Below are 22,067 nucleotides of genomic sequence, written 5' to 3'. Positions count from 1 at the left end.
TAATACCCGGCCGTCACCCGGGGGTACGTCGCAGTAAGGTATGCAGGCCTTGAGGGAGGCTGGCTAGCTCGTCAAAGGCACGGTGAAACGTAACATTCATGCCCCCTGATGCTGCCAATATCCTTGCCAAGGCAGCCTCATCGATCCTGCGATCTGCTGTTAAGGCTCCAAACACAATACCCGCCGCCCCCGCATCTTCTATTGCGCGAGCCTCTTCCTCCATCGTCCGTATATCCGCTTCACTGTACAGGAAGGAGCGGCTATGTGGCCGAACCATCACATGAACCGGAATATTGACCGACTTCACAACCTGACGCACCAAGCCTATACCCGGTGTCAGCCCGCCTTCCGTTACGGCCGTCACCAATTCCAGCCGGTCCGCCCCATGCGCTTCCGCCACGACCGCATCCTCCGCACAGGTTGCAATAACCTCCAATATCATACCTTGACCTCCTGTCCTGAATTCATCCTCTCATTATACTGAATCTGGCTACCCGCTTGCCACAAGTAAACCTTGAACCGTTTCTTGAACTGCTCTGTACAAACGAAATAGCCGTGCAGGGATCACTCCCTGACACGGCTATTTCTTCTTGTTCAACAGGCTAACCTGCTAATGTGAAAATTCCTTGGTTCATACCGACCTACAGATCGTAGTAAAGACCGAATTCGTAAGGATGGACGCGAATGCCTACTGCTCTTGCTTCGCCGCGTTTCATTTCAATGAAGTTATCGATAAATGCCTTCGTGAATACGCCGCCCTCTGTCAAAAATTCATAATCCGCTTCGAGCGCGTCAAGCGCTTCATCCAGGGAGCCCGGCACACTGCGGATTTCGGCTTTCTCAGCCCGGGACAATTCATAAATGTTCTTATCATAAGGACCGTAGCCTTCTTTTCTCGGGTCGATCTTCTTCTTGATCCCATCCAGGCCAGCCATCAGCATAGCAGAGAAGGCAAGGTATGGATTTGCCGTGGAGTCCGGCGTACGGAACTCGATGCGGCAGCCCTTAGGAGTTACTGCTGCAACCGGAATCCGGACTGCCGCAGAACGGTTCCCCTTGGAGAATACCAGGTTGACCGGAGCCTCATATCCGGGAACCAGGCGCTTGTAAGAGTTGGTGCTAGGGTTAGTAAAGGCAATGATCGCCGGAGCATGATGCAGAATTCCGCCGATATAATGCAGTGCGGTTTCACTCAGATTGGCATAAGCACCTTTCTCGTAGAACAATGGGATGTCCCCGTTGAAGATCGATTGGTGCACATGCATTCCGCTGCCATTGTCTCCGAACAGCGGCTTAGGCATGAAGGTTGCCGTCTTGCCGAATTGAGCGGCCGTGTTATGCACGATATATTTGTAGACCAGCAGATTGTCTGCCGTTTTTAGCAATGTATCGAACCGGAAGTTAATCTCAGCCTGCCCCGCAGTTGCTACTTCATGGTGGTGACGCTCCACGCGGATGCCTGCTTCATCAAGCAAACGGCACATTTCGCTGCGGATGTCCTGCTGTTTGTCCATTGGAGCAACCGGTACATAACCGCCTTTAACAGGAATTTTGTTGCCAAGATTGCCGCCTTCCTCTGTACGGCCCGTATTCCAGATCGCTTCCTCGGAATCGACCGAGTAGAAGGTCGTATTTATTTTGCTGTCATATCGAACGTCGTCAAAGATAAAGAATTCAGATTCCGGCGCAAAGTATGCTGCTGTGCCTACTCCGCTTGCCTTGAGGTATTCTTCCGCACGTACCGCTACGCTCCGCGGATCTCTCTCATATCTGTCTCCGTCCGGAGTAAAAATATCACAGAATACGTTCAATGTCGGATGTGCGGTAAATGGATCTACGAATACAGCGCCATGATCTGGCATCATGACCATATCGGATTCTTCAATTCCACGGAACCCCGGAATCGAGGAGCCGTCAAAAGCTACACCATTCACAAATGTATCCTCGTCAACCTCTTTCGCCGGAACGGTTATGTGGTGCGCGCGACCGGACAAGTCAACAAAACGAAAATCGACCCATTCAATTTGCTTTTCTTGAATTGTTTTCATTACCAACTCTAATGACATACTGTCTTCCTCCCCAAATCACGAACATTAAATCTTCACTTCCGGTTTAACGTTCATCCTTTTTTGTTTATTCTGTCGTCATTATAGAACCCGGAGAAAAAACCGTCAATAGTCATGTAAGGTATTTTTATGCGTTATGTTAGGTTTTGTAACACACAGTACAAACTTGTGCACAAAAAGTATAAAGCCCCTTGGCGGCAAAGGCCGAAGGGGCTTGAAAACATTGGTATTTTGATCAGATTTGAACGGTCTCCTTAGGCGTCTCGAAACGCTTGCCGACGATTGGCGCCAGCTTCTCAAGATCACGCAACAGACCTGCAAATTGATCCGGGAAGAGCGACTGGACACCATCCCCTGTCATGGAATTATCCGGATCGGTATGCATTTCAATGATGAGCCCATCCGCTCCTGCTGCAACAGAAGCCTTGGTCATCGGTTCAACCAATTCCCGGCGTCCCGTACCATGGCTCGGGTCAGAGATGACAGGAAGATGGCTCAAGCTTTGAAGCACCGGAATTGCCGACAGATCCAGCGTGTTACGAGTATATGTCTCAAAGGTCCGGATTCCCCGTTCACAGAGCATCACATTGGGATTCCCGCCGGCCAGAATGTACTCGGCTGCATTCAGGAATTCATCATAGGTCGCGCTGAAGCCCCGCTTGAGCAGCACCGGCTTGCCGCACTCTCCCAGCTTGCGAAGCAGATCAAAGTTCTGCATGTTGCGTGTGCCCACCTGCAGAATATCCGCATACTCGGCACAGACATCCACGTACTCTGGCGTCATGACCTCGGTAATCGTCAGCAGCCCATGCTTTTTACCGGCTTCCGCCATCATTACAAGACCTTCAACACCGATTCCCTGGAAGCTGTACGGACCTGTGCGAGGCTTGAAGGCGCCTCCGCGCAATACCTGTCCGCCTGCCGCCTTAACCAGTCTTGCAATCTCATCGATCTGCTCTGGTGATTCTACGGCACAAGGACCGCCCATGACGACAAGATCCCCGCCGCCAATGCGAACATCGCCGATCTGAATAACCGTATTCTCCGGATGGAAGTCCCGGCTAGCCAGTTTATAGGATTTTGTAATTTTAATGACATTTTCAACGCCCTTCATCTGACGCAAGTGCTCTGCCAGCTGCGGCTGAATGGATCCGATCAAGCCGATTACCGTATGATCGGTTCCTCTGGACACATGTACTTGCAGTCCCTCTTTTTCAATTACGGAAATAATCTCCTGTACGCGTTCCTCCGGTGTTTGATTCGATGTAATAACGATCATTTTGCTCATCCTCTCCATTTGACTTGGCGGCATCTATTTATGCAATTCATAACTGTTGTACTTAGACGCTTGTTCGCTTTCAAGCTTTTAATTGCTAAAGTAACTATAGCGATTTATTCCTGTTTCGTCAAGCCTAATCAGCAAAAAGAACCCGGAACATACCGATAGATATCGGGTTGCTCCGGGTCTGCCTCAATGAATGACCATCGAGCGGAAATCATCCTGACTGGATTGATCCGCTTCATAGAATAATACATCCCCATCCATCACTGCAAATGATCGGCCATAGGGGTCCTGGGTGGCTCGCAGGAATCCTTCCATCTGTGTCCATTGGTTCATCAGAGGCGCACGGATGTATTGCAAATGCGGCTGACTGCTAATCCCCTCCCGGATCGTCTCCAGATTGAAGTTCACTACGATATAACCATCCTTTAAAAAGATCGGCGAGCTATCTGTCAGCCCTTGATGCGTTCTTCCATACTCTGCGGGAATGAAGCCTTTAGCTACGGCGTATACGGCAGCAGGGAGACTGTATTCTCCATACCACTTCTGGATCGAGGCATTCGCCCTGGCAGCGTCCACACCTGCTGGAATCCCGCTCTTAGGTCCGATGAAGGTACGGATACGCTCGTTCAACTCCATCAGGCTGAGACCGCCTACCTGTGTCTTTTGCATACTGTATTTGTTAATGTAGTTCTCAATATATTTCTGGCGGCTAATCCCCGAAATTTGGGCGAAGGTATAGTCATGATCATATTTGTACAAGGCAGTATCCGTAAGCTCCTGAACCGGCACATTGCGCAAGCGATCATTCAGGACGACATATCGCTGAAGCTGATCGGCTGATGAACCAACTTTCACGAAACGGTTATTTCCGGCATGATAGTAAAGATCAACAGGTTGTCTCTGCCCGCTCTTGCTGTTCACAAAATAGAAGCTGGGAGTGATTCGAATCCGGTCCTGCAGTCCAAACATATTGCCTTTGGTCTTCAGCTCGAATTTAAAGTGATACCCTGTCTTTACAGCTGCGTTGTTATAGAGCGGATGGCTGCCGGGGGCAACAGGAAGTGTGTATTTCTGTTCAAGCCCTCGGGAGGCCCCGTCAATTCCATTCATGCCGACCCAGTAGGATACTCCGGTCGGAAGCGCTGAGCCTGCATTCTGTCGAAATACGCTTTCCCAGTTATAGTCTGCGATATCCGTAATCCGGAGATCATACAGACGACCGATGACATCGACAGCAACGCGGTCCTCCGCAATGTGGTGCTGCACCTCCAGATTGGCCTTGCTCTGGCCAGTCGCATCGGTAGGCGCATTATGGGCGATCGTCCGCATCTCGACCTCATAGAAGCCTTCATCTACCCATACCGGGAGATAGAACACGAAGCTCTCCTTTTCCTTTTCAACCTCGATCCAAGTATGCTTTGGAATAAATTGCTGCTGATTCGCTCCTCCATACACATCAAACGGAAAGCGGATCTGCTTGCTGCCTATGTACTTTAAATAGTTATTGTAGCCGTATCCCAAATAGCTTTGATGCTGTCCGCTATTCGGCAGTGATACCGTGAAAGAGCGTTCCAGAATAAGTGCGGATCTTCCCGCTGCAGGCACAGTCTTCTGATTGTGCTCGGCATCATCAGAGATACTCGCATACATCACCACCGGGGTATGAACTGTGATAGAGTTGATTCCGTAAATCGGATAGCTCTGATTCGAACCGCCGTTTATATTTCCGCTCATCAAACCGTAATAGATCGTTCCCGTGCTCGGCTGATTCGCCTTATTCGTTTTGCTTGTAGGTATCACATTACCAGGACTATACAGGACATTCCCACCAATAGCCGGAGAGATTGGAATTTGTGACGGCGTTGGGCCGGCTCGAGAAGTTTCCGAACCATTCATAATAGTGCTGCCATTGAAGGTAAGAGTATCATTCTTCACCTTAACAGGATCGACTTCCGCTTCCGCAAATGATTTTAAATCCTCGCCGGACAAATCAGGACGATCTTTTCCTCCCGACTTAGATCCAGGCGGAGCATCTATCGAAGCAGGAGGACTTGGCGGCGTAAACCCATGTGTCTCTGAACTAGAAAATACCGGAGGCGAATACCCGCTTGGTGGTATGGTGATGCCGCCGCCATTAAAAGCATAGTTCCAGAGCTTGGCCTCATCAATTTTGTAAACCTCCAGATTCTCGATGGTCCAGAACGAATATTCCCTTTCAATGGTGTGCGTTTGAGTAAGCGTCTCGGTGTCTTCCTGCGGATCAGGCACCTCTCTCTCTTTTCCATCAGGGCCGGTTTCTGTCTTCTTCGGGTCCCACGTCAAGGTGTATTCCCGACTCACTTCAATATTAAAGGTACACTTGCCGCTATACTGCGCAAATTTGTTCTTGTGGAGATAGCTCTTAGCCAGCACATTCCCATACAAGCTCTCGGTAGTAGGAATCCCATCCAAGACATTGAAACGCTCACTGCCACGGCTATCAGCCTTTATTACTGCGCTAGGATCAGGCGAGGTTAATGGCATTTCAATCGCTTGTCCGGTTGGGGTCGGGTCGGTGCATTCGCCTCCACCACCAGGATCAGGCGGCGGCCCATCTTTAGGCTTATAGAATATGTGTAGCTTATAACTGTCATAGGAACCCTCATAGGTAAATGTCGGTAACGGAGATTTAGTAATAGCTCCTGTAGGGTCATTTCCTGTAGTGCTTTTTCGGTACCCCACATACTCATAATTCGCCGAAGAAGGCGGTGCGCCAGGATAGGATTGCCCAACTTTCATCGGGATTTGAGTGAATTTAAAGGTTTCTGGCTCTAGCGCACTCAGGTTCTGACCGCTCTCCGTAAAGTAACTGATCTCCAGAAGCCCACTTAGAGTAAATTCAAAAAGAACCGGAAAGTAATAGCGATAAGCTCTTAGATTAGGAGAAAAATCCCCAGGATTATGTTCTTGATCCACAATGTCGTATACGTCGGGAGAACTCAGTCTCCCGTTTATACTGAGGTCAAAAGAAACACTGCTCGTCCCTTTTCCGGATAGGTTTCCTGGCGAACTAACTGAATTTACCGTTGCAAAGTATGGATTTAATGTATAATAGTCCCCTTGTCGTGAATTACTGAAATATTCAATATGCTTGGGATCTCCAGCTACGAATATTTTAACTTGGACGTCTTCTACAGTTCTCCCTGGAAATGAGAAGGTATAACGATGATTCAGCCCGTCCGCTCCGCTAATGGAGTCTCCTGGCTTTTTGGTAATCCATTGCCCCGATCCATTTGTCCATACTTCAAAAGACATGAAGCCAACCGCATATCGCTTGTTTTGGATACCTGCTGGATCTCGATAAGGTGTGATGTGGCTATTAGCAAAGTCGGAATTTGAAGCCGCAAATGTAATTAATGGTATGCTCACTAACAGAAGAAAACAACAGACTCCAAACAGCCATTTGAGCATCCTTATTCTACTTATCTTTTTCATCAACTTATTTTGTAAAGTCATTTTTAATAAGCACTATGGAATCTGCATCCAGCGCCAATCCAATGTAATCAAGATCCTTCAAACGTATTTTTTCATAATCTTCAATTCCAAGAACGTCTCGATCCTTACCAGCGATAATCTTGTGATACTTAACACGATAATCTGGAAAACCATCCACACGATCACGCAAGTAAGAGACCTCTCCACGAAGCTTCGCTGGTTCATTCTCTTGAAGAAGAACAATCCCCGAACCAATCAATCCCTTACTGTCAGAAACAGAACGCATGTATTCCAATCCATTACTCATAACCGCGTAATCAATACGATACATAGTCTGTCTCTCAAACTTCACAGGAAAATCATCCTTACTTAAAACTCTCACCTGATCAAGTTTTTTATATCCCAAATCAATCAAATGATCAGCTTGTTTATAGAATTTTAAATAAGGTTCAATCGACACTGGTTCACTAATTTCCTCCAGCGTAGGAACCTCGGCGCTGCCAATCCAGATATATTGATTCGGTGCATCCCACTTCACATTTTCTCCGAGTGCTTCACTGACAAAGCGGAGCGGAACCAACGTTCGACCATTTTTTGCAAACGAAGCCTTCTCCAGAGTAACTGGTTTGCCGTTTACCGTTGCCGTTTTAGCCCCAATTGTGAGCTTAATCGTCCGCTCACCCTTAACAATCGTAATGTCCTTTCCCTTCAAATCCAGGGCTCCACCCAACTTATCTGATACGAAGCGAAGTGGAACAAATGTAGTTCCGTTGTTAATTTGCGGCTTTTCGTCAGGGAAAGCTACTCTTCTAGCATCCACCAATACTTCGATAGACATGTTTTTCACTTTAGGAATCTCATAATCGCTAGAAGCAGCCGAAACTGTTCCTACACCAGGTAACAACAAAGCAGCAACCAAAATGGATACAACCATTTTTTTCACAACAATCACTTGTCCTTCCATTTGAGAGTTACCTCTTTCTAGGTTTTGTAAACAATAAGATGAGAGCCGCATTTCATTCACAGCAATAATCTTGCATTAGAAAAATACATTGATGTCCTTGCGTATTCCTTACGCCTTTAGTATGTACGCCCCATCAGAGCCTTTACCGAACATCCACATCACTCCATCACTTCTCCTCCTCGTAATTAATCATTTTTCACCCAATACCTCATTGATATAAAAAAGCACACCTCTATCATTCACTTGCGCGAACATAAGGGTGTGCTTCACCTATTCCATTATATACCATATAAGTAAAACTCGTAAACTATTTCAACTATTTATTATTATCTGCCGACAAACTCCTGTGCCCAGTAGCCATTATAGTATCCAACACCGATAAGTGTAAAGTTGGCGCTCAAAATATTAGCACGGTGGCCTTCACTGTTCATCCAGGCATTGACAACCTCCGCCGGTGTCTTCTGTCCCATGGCAATGTTCTCGCCTGCATATCTATAGCTGATACCGAACGACTTCATCATTTCAAACGGAGAACCGTAGGTTGGTGATGTGTGGCTAAAATAGTTATTATCGTTCATATCCTTGGCCTTCACTAAAGCCATGTTGTTCAGTGCCGAATCCCCAGTGAGCGGCTGCAATCCTTGTTTGGCGCGCTCCTGATTCACAAGCTTAATGACCTCTGAAGCAAACTGCGATTTATCGGCAGCAGTCAATCCAGAGTTGCCTTGGTTCGTTGTGCCTGAGTTATCGGAATTCCCTAAATTTCCGGAGTTTCCGGTGTTTCCTGAGTTATTAGAGTTATTGGTGTTACTAGAGTTATTGGTGTTACTAGAGTTATTGGTGTTACTAGAGTTATTGGTGTTACCAGTATTATCAGTGTTACCCGAGTTATCTGTATTACCAATATTACCGGAGTCTCCTAAATTCCAGTTCCACCATTTGCTAAATCCTTCCAGATCAGATTGAAGCTTTAGGGAATCATAAGGGATAGCCTGCTTCTCCCCATTGTTGCCCCACACGATGGACGGCTTAGCATTCTTCGACCACGTTATGGAATAACAAGCGGCTGACTGATTCTCATTCGATCTGTTGGACGTGTCTTTATAATCCGGTGCCGCTGAAGCTGGCAGGACAAGACTAGCCGTCAGAATGGCCGACAAACCGCCAGTAAGCAAGTATTTCTTCATTCCTGTTGTTCTCATCATGTCATCTCCTTGAAAGTGCTGATTAGTTACAAATCTGTAACTTTTCTTCTTTCCTAGTATAACATGACCGGAGAGAGAAACAAGCCCCTTAAATTCTGGAAAAAGAAAGCCGCCCTGCAAGACGGACAGGACGGCTTAAAATAAATAGTTTACGAATCGCGGTGTTGAATTATCCCTTCACCGCACCGGCGGTCATACCATGTATCATATACCGAATCAGGATGAAGTACAAAATAACGATAGGTACAGCTATAAAAACAGATCCTGCTGCAAATCTTGAAAATTCAGTCTCACCGAGATTCATCAGACCTACCGCTACGGTATAGAGATCCTTTTCCTTCAATAATAGCTTTGGCAATATAAAATCGCTCCATGGGAACGTAAAGCTTGTAAGTGCGGTATATACGATCATCGGCTGGGACAAAGGCAGATTGATTTTTAAGAAGATCTGTAAATTCGTCGCCCCGTCAATTCTAGCTGCTTCATCAATGGAGTAAGGTACGGTATCAAAAAAACCTTTTTGGGTTAAATAGCCCATCGGTGCGCTGGAGCTGTAAATGAGAATGACACCCCATAAATTATTTATGAGTCCGAATTGGGTCATGATAATATATACAGCGATCATTCCCATAAAAGAGGGAAACATCCCAAGGATCAGCGTTCCTTTCATGATTTTCTTCCGGCTCTTAAATTGAAATCTGGACATCGTATATGCCGTCAATATAACAAGAAAAGTACCAATCAAGCTGCTGAACACCGCAATCTGCAACGTATTCATAAACCACTGAGGATAATTATACATAGCTGTATCCGTAAATAAGGTTTTAAAGGTATCCAGACTATAACCGCTGGGAAAAAAGCCCTTGTAGGTATAGATGGATCCCGATTTACTAAAAGACGCCAAAATTAACCATAGACAAGGAAAGAGGAAAATCAATGAAACTACAATTAGTGCGGTATGAGTAATAACGGAATCTGCCACACGAAGAAAGTTGTATTTTTTCATCGGTAAATATCCTCCTCTTTATAAGATGGCGATTTAACATAGACAAGCAGTGAGATCATAGAGGTGATAAGGAAGATGACCAAGCTGATTGCCGCGCCTATATTGTAGTAGTTGTTATTAATGGATAGATTATATAGCCAGTTAATTAACAAGTCCGTATCACTTGCCAAGAAATATCCATCCATATATAACCCGCCACGGAGGAAGAAGAAGATACCGAAATTATTGAAATTTCCAATAAACTGACCGATGATTACCGGCGTCGTGGAGAACAAAACAAAAGGGAATACGATTTTTGTGAATTGCTTCCACCGTTTCGCACCGTCAATCTTAGCCGCCTCTAACTGGTCAACATCAACGTTCGTTAGTATACCCGTGGCCAACAGCATAATAGAAGGCACCGTGATCCATGCGTTTACCAGTAAGCCAATAAGCCTTGCCATCCATTTAGCATCGATATCCAAAAACCCGATGGCCCTATACCCCATGTCCATAATGATTTGGTTAATAGGTCCTCCATAAGAAAACATAAAGCGAAAACCAAGCAGGGTTATAAATCCGGGAATGGCATAGGCCAAGATAGGAAATGCCCTCCATATAATTGTTCCTCGTACACACTTCTTATTAAGAAGCAGGGCAAGCCCAAGACCTGCAAAATAATTTAGAAATGTGGAGCTTACCGCCCAAAGCAGGTTCCAGTTAAGTATCTTTCCAAAGGTTGGCGCAAATTTTGAGAGGGTTGCAATCTGAATAAAATTTTTGAAGCCCACCCAATCGACCAGTTTTGGAGGAACAATATTACCGCCATAATTAGTAAATGCAACGGCAATCATAAATACAATAGGCAGTATGCTGAATATAGATACACCGATAACGGGCAGAAACAGAGCTGTCTTGTAAAACTTTTCATCCAGCAGCTTTTTCACATCTTCCAGAAAGGTTCTTGGCTTCCCTCCCTTTTCCACGAGAATTTGGGTTTCATAGGCATCTCGGATGTTTGAAAGGTAGAGGCTAATAAATAGCATGATTGCTGCTATGAAAAGAATCCCCATAAGCAGCATTACAACGGAGTTATCTCCTTCAATGCCAAACCAGGCATCCTTTTCCTTGGTTCCTAAGGTGAAAAAACCTGCCAAGTCAGAAAAACCGCGAAGAGCAGCATAGAGAACTCCACAGGCAAGTATGGCAAGGTATAACAGACCCTTTCCAATTTGACCATACATCAACTGTCCCAGGCCCATAAGACATATACTGGCTATAACATTTTTGCCTATTTTTCTGGTAAACATATTCATATATACACCTCAATTAGAAAGCGTGTGGATTGCATCATAAATTTGCTGATCTACAACCTTCAACCCATTCTTTAATTCTTCTAATGAAGTATATTTTTTATCGGATGTACGAAAAGCATCTTTGGCTAGGTCCGTAAAGAATGTCTCTGCCGGTGACCATACCTGCACCATTTCCGTAATGGATGGCATGACTACAATGTTTCCTTCACTTAAGTTATTGAATACAATTTCCGAGACTCCTCCCGTTGCTTTAGCAGCGTCGGAATGCGCCGGTATACTTCCTAATAGCTCCTGTCTTTTCATGATCATCTCGTAACTTGTGGCAAATTCCACAAAAGCAAGGCTGGCATTGGGTGCTTTGGTATAAGCGCTTATGGCATAACCATTAATACCTCCCATAGCCTTTAGAGGAATTAGTTCCGGGTTTTCTTCCGTTAAATCACCGCTTGCTGGCAGCAGGGGCAGTCCGGTCACGACCAGATTTTCTTCGGCTAATGCTTTAGCACTCTCCGTACCCATACCTTTTTTTTCATATTCCAATGTCAGTTCTTTAATAAATAAGGAATACACATCCGGTGTAGTCATCATCGCGAAATAAGTACCATCTGCAATTTTGCTATAGCCGTTTACGGTGATGGAATCATCTATACTCTCTTCATTCATTACAGAAGCAAGCTGCAGCAGAACATTCGCTCCAACCTCGGCATTACCTGCAGATAATCCGACTTCTTCCGGGTTCGTATTCTGATTTCCAAAGATATAACCTCCATAAGAGAACAAGAAGCCGGATGAAAAATACACGTCATATAATGAACGCATATAACCATACTTTCCCGTACCTGATTCAACGATCGATTTGGAGTATTTATATAAATCATTCCAGTTTTCTACCATATCCGGCACCTTATTCTTGTTCTTGTCCCAATTTGTTTCCCAGTCTTTAGGAAGCATATCCTTGCGATAAAATAACATGGAGGTCTGAACATTTACAGGAACGCCCATATAATAGGCTTTGCCGTCAACCTCGGACTTATAGGCATCCCATGCATGCTCCGGAATCTGGGAATAGTGCTCCAAAGACTCTGCAGGAATGGGGTAAATATGTTTACCCTCTACATATTTCATAATGGAATCATTGGCCTGATACAATACATCCGGTCCATATCCATAAGGTCCGTCATCCGCCAGATTACTGCGCTGATCCATATTAGCATCCACAGCCACAATCCCGTAATCCTTATACTTCTCATTGAAAGCGTCAATTAGCTGTTTAAAATATCCCTGTTCAATAGCTGTATCGTTCTCAAGGATACGAAGTGTAACATTTCTTTCCAACTCACCGTTGTAAATGGATGTTAAAGCATCCGTCTGAGCAGACGGATCCTTTTCATTCACAGCTTCCGTTGGTCCACAGCCCGTCAGTTGTCCTACAGTTAACAAGACTACTAGTAAAATTCCGAAAAATCTCTTCATGAACATCCACTCCTTTAATTTTCGTAAACTACAAATCCATCCGTTAACAAGTTGCATTCCAGCAATTTATTTTGAGCCAGTATTGTTCCTGTTGGCCTTATGGGTACCGTTTTTCCGGATTGGTTCAGAATTAATGTAATTTCACTATTTTCAAAGGTTCGAATGATATAGCACAGATTCTCATCATACGAAATACAAATCTCTCCCTTTTGTAATTCGGGCTTCTGCTTTAATGACAACAGATTCTTTATTTTCTGCATAAATGGAAGATCCCAGCGCGATTCATCCCAATCAAAACACCGCCTGTTATCCGGATCATATCCCCCCTCAAGATATAATTCCGTACCATAATAAATGCAGGGTGCCCCCACATATACACACATAACGGCAATGGCTGAAAGTAAGCGGTCCTTATTCTTATTTACAGAGGTAAAGAAACGGTCCGTATCGTGAGAATCCAAAAGATTCAGCATCATAGCGTTAACCTGCCCGCTATTTCTCATTAACAAATGATTTAGCTTTTCAGCAAACCCCTGTGCATTAACAGTCTGGAAAGCATAATAATCCAGGCAGGCTTTGGTAAAGGCATAATTCATGATGCTGTCATACTGATCTCCCTGTAAAAATGCATTAGCATCGTGCCAGTTCTCCCCGATAATTACACACTCTGGCTTAACCTTCTTAACTGCTTCTCTCAACCTTCTCCAAAACTGATGAGAAACCTCATCCGATACATCTAGGCGCCAACCGTCGATATCGTATTCCTTGATCCAGAAGAGAGCGATATCCACTAGAAATTCTTGCACCTCTGTGTTATTGGTATTGAGCTTTGGCATATATTCACTGTAACCGAACATTTCATAATTGATGTTTTGGGTATCAATTCTGTCGCCATCAATCATAAACCAATCAAAATAAGCTGATTCTCTTCCTTTTTCAAGCACATCCTGAAATTGTGGCAGCAGATCACTGCAGTGATTGAATACCGCATCGAGTACGATCTTCATACCTCGTCGATGAGCCTCGTTCACGAGCTTATAAAAATCCTCGTTGGTTCCAAAATGCCGGTCAATTTTTTTATAATTGGATATATCGTATTTATGGTTAGATATGGACTCGAATACGGGAGTTAAATAGATGCCATTGACCCCAAGCTCTTTCAGATAATCCAGCTTTTGCGTAATGCCAGGAATATCCCCGCCAGTAAAGCTCTTGGGATTGGGTATCCCGCCCCATTCCAGATTGATATAATCCGCATCTTTATGGATCAACCCTTGATGAAAGCGGTCAATAAAAATCTCATAAAACACGGCGCCCCGCATCCACTCTACTACTTCATGGATATCACTCTTGTTGATATAAGGCAGCTGAAAGGAATTGTAATAGGACAATTTAAAATCATAGGATGAAGTGAGCCCGTCTTCTGAAAAATAGTACGTTTTCTGATTCCTCCATATTTTAAACACATAGGAGAGTCTAACATCTTCCAGCTCGAGTTCTATTTCGTAATATTTAAATAAATCATCCTTATATTTTTCTTTCATCGCGGCAGTTTTTTGTTCCGAGTGGTACTTATATTTGCAGCCGTATACTACCTCAACGCGGTCTATCTCATCTTCTTTATCCATACGCAAACGTAATATGATTGTATTTTGATTGATGGGATAACAGAATTTTGATTCAGGTATATGTAATATAGCTTGTTTATTCATGGTATCAATTCCCTTTGTGTTTTTTCGCATATTCACAAAAATGCTAATAAAGTATATAACTAAGTCATGGATAAAAAAATTACGATAAAGGACATCGCTAAGCAGGCAGGTGTCTCGGTAGCCACAGTTTCATATGTGATTAATAACCGCACGGATCAACGAATCAGTGAAGAAACAAGGAAAAAGGTTTTGCAGATCGTCAATCTGTTGGACTATAAACCAAATTCCTCGGCGAGGTCTCTGTCTACGAGCAAAACCTATAATATCGCTCTTTACATGATGCCTGAGACTTCTCTGCTAAAACGTTCCGAGCAATTGCTTTTGATTGAAGGATTATCTGAGGCTTCGACACAGCACGGATATCATCTGATTATCCAAGATCATAAGGAAATTACAAATTTAAATCATGTAGATGCTATTTTATGTTTTGACGCCACACTTGATTTTTTCCTTCGGATCGGGGATAAAAACCTTGTTCCGGTAATTGCCATTGACTGCTTAATCGATATTCCCTGGTTCTTTCAAATTTGCAGCGATTATAAGCTGCTAAAGAAAAATGCGGATACCCATTTTGGAACTGACAATTATTCCTATATATGTCTAACACCAAACAATGAGCTGCTAAAGTCTTTTATCTGCGATACTTTCCGTGAGGTCAAATTTGTAAAAAATTCAAATGATCTTTCAGAGATTTCTAATCAAAATGTTGTATATAATCAGAATGCTCTGAATGATCTTATGGCAGGAAAAGATAATTGCTGCTATCTTCCTTTTGACTTACACTCAAAAATGGAAAGGGTCTATCGCTGCATAGAGTTAGCCATTAATCGCATTCCTGATATGGAACACACCCAATTCGTATAATCATTTTGCAAAAAGCTGCCGTAAGCATAGGGCAGCTTTTTGCAACATATACGCCGGCCTGTTTTTTATTTTGTCTTAAAGCTTACTGTCAGTTCCTTCGTTGCCGGGTCATAGATAAAGGTATAGATCCCCGCTGCCTTTGCGATGATATTATCACTGGGACTGCCTTCAACAAATTCAAGTGAATTTTCGTCCTTAATATTGCTGAATTTTACATACTCATTGCCTACGCCTTCTGTATCACCGCTTTTGACTGTGGAAGTAAATAAAAATTCTTCTTTCTCAGCTAGCTGAATTGTTAAAGCAGGCAGTCCGTCTATTTCTTTGAATCTGTATTCATCCTCATAAACATCATTCCAGCCAGTCGTAATGGAACTCTTAATATAATAGTAGGTTGTCACCTCTGCTATCGCGTCCTTTGGTTCTCCGTTATAAACCCACTCAATGGTGTCATAGGGATTTGAGTTAAAATTTTCTTTCGTTCCTTCGGTGTATTCACTATTCTCGGTATCATAGACATCGGCACCAGGATATGTAGTCAGCTTGAGGGTATAGTTGCCGGATTTAAGACATTTAATATTAGCTTTTTTAGCTTCGCTGGATTGATAATTACCTGCAGAGCCTGAAAAGTATTCGACTCCATCCTTACTTGAAGTTGTTAAATAGCCAGCCCCCCTTTGGTTAAACCAAGAAGTATTCGTCGCTAACTGGAATTCATCTCCTTCATACAAGTCCAGGCTTATGGAGTAAACGTTCTCATCCGGTTCCTTGGTTAGAATATGATTGTCATCAATCACAGTTCCCCAGTTGGAGGTGACGAGTACCGGACTCTTACCGCTTCCAACAATAGCAAAACTCCTTGTATCTTCCTTATCTTCTAAAAAGCCTGCAAACAGTTCCATATCCTCAGTTACTGGTGTGCTAAAGTCATATTTATGGGTTAAAGAAGGTGTTGCATACCAGCCCATGAACCTAAAGCTATCTTTATTTGGGGTATATTCGCTTACTAATTCATTCTCCTTAACTTCTTCTTTCGATAATTCTGTGCTTCCGTCCATATCATAGAAAGTTACTGTATATAGACTTTTTTCTATGTTTTCTTCTGATACAGCGGGTTCTGTAGCTGAGTTTGAGTTGCCGCAAGCAGTTAACAATAAAACGCTTACAAAAATCGAAAGTATTACCATCAATATAGCTCTACTTTTTCTCATACTTTATACCTCCATTCTTGGTTAACCGGTTAAGCAAAGTTTAAAATAAATGGCGTCTAAGTAAAAGACGCCTATTTCATTGTTGCTTAACTGTTTAAGCAGATTTTACTATGCTCTTTATTTTATGTCAATTCTATTTTTGCCCGGTCATTCTTTCTTCGTAGTTGCTTTTACAGGAGGCAGGAGCTTCGACATATTTACAGTCCGCACGATCTCCCAGGTTGCTGAATCATTCGGATCATATTGCTCCAGGAAAGTAATCACTTCCTTGGTGATCGGTGTAGGTGTCGAAGCACCCGAAGTAACTGCCACTTTCTCGATGCCCTGGAGCCACTCCAGCTTCAGCTCGGTAACATCCGCAATCCGGTAAGCCTTGACGCCGGCAATCTCCTCGGACACCTGAGCCAGCCGATTGGAGTTATTGCTTCGCGGGTCTCCGACCACAATGACCAGATCCGCCTGTCCTGCTTGCTCCGCTACCGCCTCTTGACGAACCTGAGTTGCCATACAGATCTCGTTGTGCACTTCGGCGCTCGGATATTTTTCAAGCAGCTTTTTCATAATATGCTTAATATCCCACTGACTCATCGTGGTCTGGTTGGTAATAACAATCCGATCCGCATGAACCTCCAGCGCCTCGATTTCTTCTTCCTTCTCGATCAAGTGTACCTTTCCAGGGGCGGCTCCTACTGCGCCTTCCGGCTCGGGGTGGCCCTTTTTGCCGATATAAATGATCTCGTATCCGTCGGCTACCTTCTCTTCGATCAGAACATGCGTCTTGGTCACATCGGGACAAGTCGCATCCACGGTAGTCAATCCCTTATCCCGTGCCAGCTTGCGCACTTCAGGCGATACACCGTGTGCGGTAAAGATTACCGTTCCCTTGGTAACCTGACTTAGAATTTCCATCCGATTCGGGCCATCCAGCGTAATAATGCCTTCATCCTCGAAGGATTGGGTGACATGACTATTGTGCACAATCATGCCGAGTATATAGATCGGGCGCGGCAAATCGAGATTCTTGGCTGCTTGTCTGGCGAGCACCATAGCATCGACAACTCCGTAACAATAGCCGCGCGGCGAGATTTTTAAGACTTCCATGATTCCTAACCTCCTTGCTTATTGTACCTTCTTCTCCGTAATAAAAGAGAGAGGCCTTGAAGCCTCTCCATTATAGCTTATTCTGGAAGAGCGTGAAAGACGGCCGGAAGCCAGATCACAAATGTCGTGCCCTCCCCAAGGCGGGTGAGCACTTCCACGGACCCCTCATGCTCATCAATAATCCACTTGGCAATCGATAATCCCAAGCCCGTGCCCGGAGTTACTCCACGGGAAGGATCCGCCCTATAGAAGCGCTCAAAGATATGCGGCACCTCGCTTCGGTCCATGCCAATGCCCGTATCTGAAATCCGCAAGCCGATCTGCTCATCTGCCCGTATCGCATCCATCGTCACACTGCCGGAAGGTGTATATTTAAAGGCATTCTCTATAAAAATAAATAACATTTGCTGCAAATAATCCTTGTTTCCATTTACCGAGACGGCCCCAAGCATACTCATATCACCTTGAATCCAGGTTGCATTCCTTGGGAGGAACTGCGCACGCCGAATCACTTCCTCCACAAGCGGTTCAAGCGGCAGCATTTCCTTCGCCATAATCTGCCCTGCATCCGCCCGGGCCAGTGACAGCATATCATTGACCAATCTGCTCATTCGCTCGGACTCCCCGGCAATATCAGTAACCGCTTCGAGTGACAGCTTCCGAATGGCCTCAGCATCCATGCCAGACGTCTCTTCCTCCTCGGATTGCCATATCTTTTTGAGCAAATCCACATTTCCGCGAATCGTGGTCAAGGGGGTTCTCAATTCATGAGAAGCATCCGAGACAAATCTGCGCTGCGTGGAATAAGCCTCATCCAAATCATTATAGAAGCCTTCCATCCGCCCCAGCATCGAATTGACAGTCCCGATCAGACCGCCGATCTCATCATGCGGCCCCTCATAATCAATCCGCACACTAAGATCATTGCCGGTCTGAATGCCGTTTGCCGCCTCGATCACCTTGCCGATCGGTTCCATGGATTTGCGGGCAAGGAACAATCCGAATGTACTGGCCAGCACAACCGAGATTAATCCGCCGATAAACAGAATCGATTTCATCCGCTCCAGCAGCCGGTCCTCCGCCCCCGTATAGGCACCCAATTGCACAAGACCAATGACCTTACCGTTCAAATGGATCGGAACCTGGTACAGGATAAAAGAATAGCCGCTTATCGTCATATTCTGAAAGCCATTGCTATCAGAAGCTGAATTTACCTCAGGAACAGGGAATACCAGCTCCCGATCCAGCATATTGCGTGAGAATCGCGAATTTCCACTCGTATAATTATGAATCTGAACATACAGCTGCGCATCCTCAAGCCGCTGAGCCTGGGACGGCTCCAGATAGAAGTCAAGTCCCTGCGTAAGGCTGAAGTTCTGTGAGTTCACAATGCGCTCCGCCTGTTCAACCAGCCGATTCTTTACCTCTCCATACGTATAAAAACGGACAAAGCCGTAGATTGAAGCTCCAAACAACACCAGCATAACGGCCAGAATGCTCGTATACCATGCGGTCAGCCGCCATTTTATAGACATGCCTAGGAATCCCCTCTCAAAATATAACCCGCGCCGCGGATGGTCTGAATAAGGCGCTTGCCGCCATATTCCTCTGTCTTTTGCCGCAGCATGGCAATATAAACCTCCAACACATTCGACTCGCCGCTATAATCGTAGCCCCATATTTTATCCATAATCAAATCCCGGGTCAATAGACGCTTCGGGTTCTGCATGAACAGATGCAGCAGATCGAACTCCTTCGCCGTCAATTCCAGGCGCCGGCCCCCTCTCAGCACTTCCCGGGAATCCATGTCCATAATGATATCCTCGAAGGCGAGACGCTGTCCGGCGGTCTCATCCGGCTTCGTCTCCTTACGCCGCAGCAGTGCGCGCACCCGGGCCAGAAGCTCCTCCAGCGCAAACGGCTTAACGAGATAATCGTCCGCTCCTGTATCCAGGCCCTTTACCCGGTTCTCCACTTCATCCTTGGCCGTCAGCATCAGTACAGGCACCGAGCTGCCCCCCTCGCGAAGCCTGCGGCATACCTCGAAGCCATCCATCTGCGGCATCATGACATCCAGGATAATCAGATCCGGATCTGCAGCCATGACCGTGGACAAGCCCTCTGCCCCATTACGGGCCGTATGCACATCATATCCCTCAAAGGCAAGCCCGCGCCGCAGCATGGAGGTAATCTTCTCATCATCATCTATGACCAGAATGGACGATCTCATGCTTATCTCCCCTTAACCTCTTGTTCAATACAACTATTTTATCAGATCATCGCTAAAAGTGCGTGTTCAAAAAGTCAGCTTTTCAGCACCAAGAAGGTTGCGAGAACCTGAAGAAGGAGGAACGGAGTGTAGGCAGCACCTACATGAGCAAAATGCTTCCAAAGGAAGCATACCTCGTAAGCATCCGCTCGGACTTCGAGGGTGAGCGCAAGATTCGACGTCGAGTCAACCCCTTGGAACACTTCGTGATCAAAAGCTGACTTTTTGAACAACCTTTAAAAGCGGCAGGCTTCCGCCTGCCGCCCATTTAATCCTTTACATTACTCCAGGTTAAAATCATTCTTGTTGCCAATCGTGATCTTCAAATCCAGTTTGCGGTCATCTCTCACAACGTTAAACGTAACCTCCGTGCCGACCTCTTGACTCTGAATGTATTCAATCAGAGATTCCTTGGTCGCAAAGCTCTTACCATCCGCTCCCGTTATAATATCATAAGGACGCAGGTCCGCAAGATAAGCCGGCGATTTGTAGACGATATCCGATACGACAGAGCCTTCCTTCACATCGGTTCCCATTTGTCTTGCAACCTCATCCGTCATCGTCATCAGCGTTGCTCCAATGAACGGTACAGGTTTTTGCGGAATCTCCTCGTTATTCTTCAATTTATCCAATACTTCAGTAATGGTGCTGGTAGGAATGGCGAAGCCGATCCCTTGAGCATCCGAGCTGACAGCCACATTGATGCCGACGACCTCACCGCTCAGATTGAGCAGCGGACCACCCGAGTTCCCTGGGTTAATCGAAGCATCCGTTTGCAGCAGGTGTTCGTATTCACGATTTTTTTCACCGTTTTCTCCTGCAATCGTAATGCTCCGTTCCTTGGCGCTCAGCACCCCGGTAGTAACCGTATGGTCAAAGCCCTGCGGGTTCCCGATCGCAACCAGCCATTCGCCCACCGAAGCATCATCAGAATTAGCAAGCGGAATCGAAGGGAAGCTGTCGTCTCCTTCAATCTTTAAGACTGCCAGGTCCAATTCATAGCTCGTGCCTAGTACCTTGGCTTCATAAGGCTTCTCGGTTCCCTGTACCGTAACCTGTACTACATCCGCATTATGAACCACATGTTCGTTGGTCAAGATATAGCCTGTATTTTCAAAAATAAAGCCGGAGCCAATCCCCGTCGGCACCAGTTGATCCGAAGAGCCGCCCTGGCTTCCCGAGCCGTTACCTTGGCTGCCTGAGTCATTGTCTTGACTGCCTCCGTAGTAATCATCCCCGAAGAAGAAACGGTAGAACGGATCGTTGCTGCCATATGGGCTGGTGTTTGACCTTTGTTTGCTGGAGCTTACCAGGGTCTCGATTTTTACCACTGCTGGCCCGGCCTGATTCACTACATTCGTAACATCGCCAGGATTGGTGATCGTATAAGAAGCTTGTGTTGCTTGCGAAGAGGATGAGCTTCCGCTTCCTGCGCTTTGTGCTGCAGACTGCGGTGCCGACGCCGGTACCGAGGCCTGATCACCCGTGAACAGATTCGTCCGGTCTGCATAGATCATGCCGCCGGTCATAATCAGCATACCGGCAAGCACGCTTGCCGCGATCGATTTAAAGGACGTCTTCTTCGGAGCCTTGGCATTGAACTGCCAATTTCCCGAATGCTTCCCAGGAGGAGTGCTGCTGCTTCCGCCTCCCTGATTACCGAAACTGCCCAGCCCGTCTGTCCGGCGAACCTCCTCTTGCATAGAAGGAATCGGACGAACCGGTTGCGGTCTCGTGATCTCTACATCCTCCGCCTCACGTTGCTGCTCGAGAATCGAATCCAGCGGGTTCTCGCGCTTCTCGCTTCCGTAGGATTGGAAGGGACCGTAGGAGTAATAGTAGGAGCCTTGGGTTTCTTTCTTGGGTTCTGCTTGCTCATTCATATCGTTATGTTGGCTGTCGTCCCCGAAAGGTTGACCGGATTTGTATTTTTCGTCATTCATGTCGCTTGCCCTCCTTCCCCTGATTGCCGCAGGGGTAACTTGTTTTCTTGATCTTATTTTGTACTATAAACCTTAAACATACCTTAAAAACAATTAAAAAGGAGATAAAAGCGAATGAGTGCTGAAAAGTTCTTATTAAAGAACGTGTTCAAAAAGTCAGCTTTTCAGCACCGAGAAGGTTGTGAGAACCCGAAGAAGG

At 45.6% G+C, this 22,067-nt stretch carries 16 protein-coding genes; 1 reads left to right on the top strand and 15 read right to left on the bottom strand.

Annotated features, from left to right (window positions below; translation table 11 throughout):
* Nucleotides 1–13 precede the first annotated feature (13 nt).
* The 10 genes from TX85_RS25690 to TX85_RS02960 form a co-directional block, all read right to left on the bottom strand.
* Nucleotides 14–442 carry a copper homeostasis protein CutC gene (locus tag TX85_RS25690; RefSeq protein WP_392391807.1) on the bottom strand — a complete coding sequence of 143 codons (429 nt, stop codon included), beginning with the start codon at nucleotides 440–442 and terminating at the stop codon, nucleotides 14–16.
* Nucleotides 443–641: 199 nt separating this feature from the next.
* Nucleotides 642–2,066 carry a type I glutamate--ammonia ligase gene (gene glnA / locus TX85_RS03000; RefSeq protein ID WP_044477660.1) on the bottom strand — a complete coding sequence of 475 codons (1,425 nt, stop codon included), beginning with the start codon at nucleotides 2,064–2,066 and terminating at the stop codon, nucleotides 642–644.
* A 235-nt stretch (nucleotides 2,067–2,301) separates the two neighbouring features.
* Entirely contained in the window at nucleotides 2,302–3,345 is a 1,044-nt protein-coding gene (aroF, locus tag TX85_RS02995) for a 3-deoxy-7-phosphoheptulonate synthase (protein WP_044477659.1), read from the bottom strand.
* Between the two features lie 192 nt (nucleotides 3,346–3,537).
* Complete coding sequence (locus TX85_RS02990) at nucleotides 3,538–6,645, bottom strand: DUF5704 domain-containing protein (protein ID WP_233500592.1); 3,108 nt, start codon at nucleotides 6,643–6,645, stop codon at nucleotides 3,538–3,540.
* A gap of 184 nt (nucleotides 6,646–6,829) precedes the next feature.
* Nucleotides 6,830–7,789 (bottom strand): stalk domain-containing protein, encoded by a 960-nt coding sequence (locus TX85_RS02985; RefSeq protein WP_044477658.1) that lies wholly within the window; start codon nucleotides 7,787–7,789, stop codon nucleotides 6,830–6,832.
* A gap of 326 nt (nucleotides 7,790–8,115) precedes the next feature.
* Nucleotides 8,116–8,994, bottom strand: coding sequence for a CAP domain-containing protein (locus TX85_RS27225; protein WP_071784153.1), 879 nt, complete (start codon nucleotides 8,992–8,994; stop codon nucleotides 8,116–8,118).
* A 169-nt stretch (nucleotides 8,995–9,163) separates the two neighbouring features.
* Complete coding sequence (locus TX85_RS02975; protein WP_044477656.1) at nucleotides 9,164–10,000, bottom strand: sugar ABC transporter permease; 837 nt, start codon at nucleotides 9,998–10,000, stop codon at nucleotides 9,164–9,166.
* Nucleotides 9,997–11,289, bottom strand: coding sequence for a carbohydrate ABC transporter permease (locus TX85_RS02970; protein ID WP_081671724.1), 1,293 nt, complete (start codon nucleotides 11,287–11,289; stop codon nucleotides 9,997–9,999). The genes TX85_RS02975 and TX85_RS02970 overlap by 4 nt, the downstream gene beginning before the upstream one ends.
* Before the next feature lie 15 nt (nucleotides 11,290–11,304).
* A complete protein-coding gene (locus TX85_RS02965; RefSeq protein WP_049894767.1) occupies nucleotides 11,305–12,768 on the bottom strand; it encodes a sugar ABC transporter substrate-binding protein in 1,464 nt (487 codons plus the stop codon).
* 14 nt (nucleotides 12,769–12,782) lie between these two features.
* Nucleotides 12,783–14,480, bottom strand: a complete 1,698-nt coding sequence (locus TX85_RS02960; protein ID WP_044477654.1) for a glycoside hydrolase family 13 protein — start codon at nucleotides 14,478–14,480, stop codon at nucleotides 12,783–12,785.
* Nucleotides 14,481–14,546: 66 nt separating this feature from the next.
* Here TX85_RS02960 and TX85_RS02955 point away from each other — a divergent pair, with 66 nt between their 5' ends.
* On the top strand, nucleotides 14,547–15,344 hold the full coding sequence (locus TX85_RS02955) for a LacI family DNA-binding transcriptional regulator (protein ID WP_044477653.1): 798 nt from the start codon (nucleotides 14,547–14,549) through the stop codon (nucleotides 15,342–15,344).
* A 65-nt stretch (nucleotides 15,345–15,409) separates the two neighbouring features.
* On the opposite strand, the gene TX85_RS02950 is transcribed toward TX85_RS02955, so the two are convergent.
* From TX85_RS02950 to TX85_RS02925, 5 genes are all read right to left on the bottom strand, one after another.
* Nucleotides 15,410–16,555 carry an InlB B-repeat-containing protein gene (locus tag TX85_RS02950; RefSeq protein ID WP_049894766.1) on the bottom strand — a complete coding sequence of 382 codons (1,146 nt, stop codon included), beginning with the start codon at nucleotides 16,553–16,555 and terminating at the stop codon, nucleotides 15,410–15,412.
* Between the two features lie 147 nt (nucleotides 16,556–16,702).
* Nucleotides 16,703–17,656 carry a 4-hydroxy-3-methylbut-2-enyl diphosphate reductase gene (locus tag TX85_RS02945; protein WP_044477652.1) on the bottom strand — a complete coding sequence of 318 codons (954 nt, stop codon included), beginning with the start codon at nucleotides 17,654–17,656 and terminating at the stop codon, nucleotides 16,703–16,705.
* Nucleotides 17,657–17,733: 77 nt separating this feature from the next.
* Nucleotides 17,734–19,191 carry a sensor histidine kinase gene (locus TX85_RS02940; RefSeq protein ID WP_044477651.1) on the bottom strand — a complete coding sequence of 486 codons (1,458 nt, stop codon included), beginning with the start codon at nucleotides 19,189–19,191 and terminating at the stop codon, nucleotides 17,734–17,736.
* Nucleotides 19,192–19,193: 2 nt separating this feature from the next.
* Complete coding sequence (locus TX85_RS02935; protein ID WP_044477650.1) at nucleotides 19,194–19,886, bottom strand: response regulator transcription factor; 693 nt, start codon at nucleotides 19,884–19,886, stop codon at nucleotides 19,194–19,196.
* Nucleotides 19,887–20,206: 320 nt separating this feature from the next.
* On the bottom strand, nucleotides 20,207–21,868 hold the full coding sequence (locus TX85_RS02925; protein WP_049894765.1) for a S1C family serine protease: 1,662 nt from the start codon (nucleotides 21,866–21,868) through the stop codon (nucleotides 20,207–20,209).
* Nucleotides 21,869–22,067 lie beyond the last annotated feature (199 nt).

The organism is Paenibacillus antibioticophila, from assembly GCF_000455265.1.
GTDB lineage: Bacteria > Bacillota > Bacilli > Paenibacillales > Paenibacillaceae > Fontibacillus > Fontibacillus antibioticophila.
The sequence above is the reverse complement of the archived record's forward strand: the minus strand, read 5'-3'. Positions and strand labels throughout refer to the sequence as shown.